This window comes from Oscillibacter sp. CU971 (assembly GCF_905219725.1).
GTDB lineage: Bacteria > Bacillota > Clostridia > Oscillospirales > Oscillospiraceae > Oscillibacter.
This window is the reverse complement of the sequence record NZ_CAJMXG010000356.1, coordinates 1-2,493: the sequence shown is the minus strand read 5'-3', so window position 1 is coordinate 2,493 and position 2,493 is coordinate 1. Positions and strand designations below refer to the sequence as shown.

Annotated in this window: 3 protein-coding genes and 1 pseudogene; 2 read left to right on the top strand and 2 right to left on the bottom strand. The window is 48.2% G+C overall.

The window, feature by feature from the left end; all coding sequences use genetic code 11:
* Both JX325_RS15275 and JX325_RS15270 read right to left on the bottom strand, forming a co-directional pair.
* A pseudogene (locus tag JX325_RS15275) lies at nucleotides 1-443 on the bottom strand (hypothetical protein); the annotation flags it as partial.
* A gap of 36 nt (nucleotides 444-479) precedes the next feature.
* Complete coding sequence (locus JX325_RS15270) at nucleotides 480-692, bottom strand: hypothetical protein (RefSeq protein ID WP_243414126.1); 213 nt, start codon at nucleotides 690-692, stop codon at nucleotides 480-482.
* Between the two features lie 641 nt (nucleotides 693-1,333).
* On the opposite strand from JX325_RS15270, the gene JX325_RS18505 reads away from it, so the two are divergent.
* Entirely contained in the window at nucleotides 1,334-1,456 is a 123-nt protein-coding gene (locus JX325_RS18505) for a hypothetical protein (protein WP_279380547.1), read from the top strand.
* A gap of 270 nt (nucleotides 1,457-1,726) precedes the next feature.
* Complete coding sequence (locus JX325_RS18790; RefSeq protein ID WP_204791917.1) at nucleotides 1,727-1,912, top strand: hypothetical protein; 186 nt, start codon at nucleotides 1,727-1,729, stop codon at nucleotides 1,910-1,912.
* Nucleotides 1,913-2,493: the final 581 nt, after the last annotated feature.

Genomic DNA, 2,493 nt, shown 5'->3' with positions numbered 1-2,493 from the left:
TGCATTTTAAGATCGACGGTTGTTAAGTTTGTCAGCACCTTGGCAACATCAGGAGAACAGCACAAATCTTCAAAGAAAAAGCGATAAACTGTTTCTCTGCTGATCGAAGGGAAAAATGCAGTCAAATCAATCTTGTATAGATTCCGAGTGCTCTTGCCCAAATGCTGGCGAGCATTATCGGAGTATGATTTTCCCTTAATACCGGAAAAAACATTATCGGGCACTTCAATTTTTCCCAATAATGTTTTTATTCGTTTTTGTACAGTTTTTAATTCGGCTTGTGGAGGCTCGATAAGCCGAGGTTTCTTAGATCTATCTACATAGGGGCTAATCATTGAAACAACATAGTCTTGTTTTAATAAATCCCCATTTTTAATATGTAGAACGTATTTTAGTATTTTTTTAGATTGGATTCCGTATAGTGGACAATCAGTATATTTCAAAAGGCATTACACCTCAATTCTTAAAATGTGCTGGTGTTAGCTGTTGACTACTTTACCGATTATCCAACGGACAAAATCGGGAAGTAGTTCAGGGCAGCAAAAGGATACAGCCAGTACGGCTACTGCAATCAGTACAATGACGATCACAGCAGCAGGGATATGAGAGTGAGTCTCATTCGTGGAAACCTTGTTATTGTCACCGTAAACGTTGATATTGATGACAATACTGGGCTTGTCCGCTTTCTTCACGGAATTCACCTCCTTGTTATTATTGGCCCTCAAAATGAGGGGACTTCCCATCCGCCAACAACAAGGAGATATTGCAGCCTTATATCCTAAATTCACACCAGCACAAATCCGACTTCCCAAACAGTTTGTTCTGCTCGGCTCAACACCGATTCACTTAACACGGTCACAACGAAACACACATACATATTGACTGCAAGTGCAGTCACAGTGTTACCGTGTTTGTGTGTCATTGTGTCGAGATGAAGAGGTGCTGATGGCACTTTTGCCGGAGAAAAATGCATCCTTACACATAGGTACGATGCCGCCCGTGTTTTGATCACGAGCCAAACGAAGTCTGATCTGACCGCTCGTACTGACAAAATAACTATATCACAATGAGTCGAAAAAGAAAATAATAAATTGTAAATTCCACCCAAAGAGATTATGGGAGGAATTTTCATATACCACAACTGAAAGGAGGAGTTCCCTTATCTGCCACCAGCCATCGGGCTGGCTTTTTATTTCACAACTAAGGAGGTATTTAAGTAGTAGACGATAAAAAGGCCCTCGGCCCCGATGTATGCATGCCCACCGAGGCACTGGAGTAGCCCCGTCCCGCTCCTGATCTGGCTGACACCACCGCCCCGCAGGGGTCGGAGGCGTTGACCGTAGATGAACAGCTCATTTTGGAGCATGAAGGACAGGTCGCCCTCTTTGAAATGGGCGAGGCTCTCCTGGATGTTCCGGAGTTTTCCGGCGTGACAATCTCAGAACAGCCCGAATAAGCTGGAACGGCAGGTCACCATGTTCGACTATTTTGACATCACCGTCCTGGGGCTGGCGATGGACACGAACATGAGGGCGCAGTTGTGCGTGCGCACACTGCGCGGCGCAGCGGCAGGCCTATCCGGCCCTGCGGGGAGCTGTCGTCCACTCGGACCGGGGTCCCCAATACACCAGTGGTGTCTACCGGGCGGCGGTTGAGCAGTATGGCATCCACCAGAGCATGAACAGCGACGGCGGGCGCTGCCACGACAACGCCCGCGTGGGCCAGGATGAAGAGCGAGCTCTTCTACGACCACCTCAACCCGGAGTGCCTGACAGTTGAGGAATTAAAGACCTTTGTCTGGAGGTACTTCATGAGTTACTGGAACCGCCGGCGCATTTGCTCCGCCAACGGCGGCCTCCTGCCTATCGTGAAACGCCAGAGTTATTTTGCCGCTCTGCGAGCCGCCGCTTAGCTGGCTAATTTCTTTGAGTTTTTTGTGTCAACTAATATTGGCAAAACCATTTTGACGCCGCCCGTGAGGAGGCTGGCAAAACCACATCCCCGGCGAAAGAGACCGCTCCTGCCAAGCCGGGGCAATCCGCTCAACTCCGTAACACTACTCCGAGTCGAAAAAACGTCGCCTTCATGGCGGAGGTCATGTAAAAGGTCAAGCGCCGGAGGGCAGAAACCTGCTCTCCGGCGCTCTTTCGTCCTCTCTAACCCTTTCCGGTCATTTCGCCGTGTGGGTCACGGCGTGGGTCTAACAATTTTCTAACATCATAAACACCCTCAAGAAGTTACGAAAATCCGCCAAAATCATGTGATTTCGGCGGATTTGTGGAGTAAGGGGGTAAAATCGATTTTTCGTTGAATCCTTTGCGGCACAACGATTCAGGAAGAAAGGCTGATGCCGGAGAGGGAAAAGCAAGCACTTTGTTGTTTGCCGGTATTGACTTTTATCAGTCCTTTATGGATCTATCTTGCGTGCCTGATTGATTGTTTCAAACAGCTCCCTGCTTACAATCGCCGGGTGGTGCTCCTGTATCAAAAATC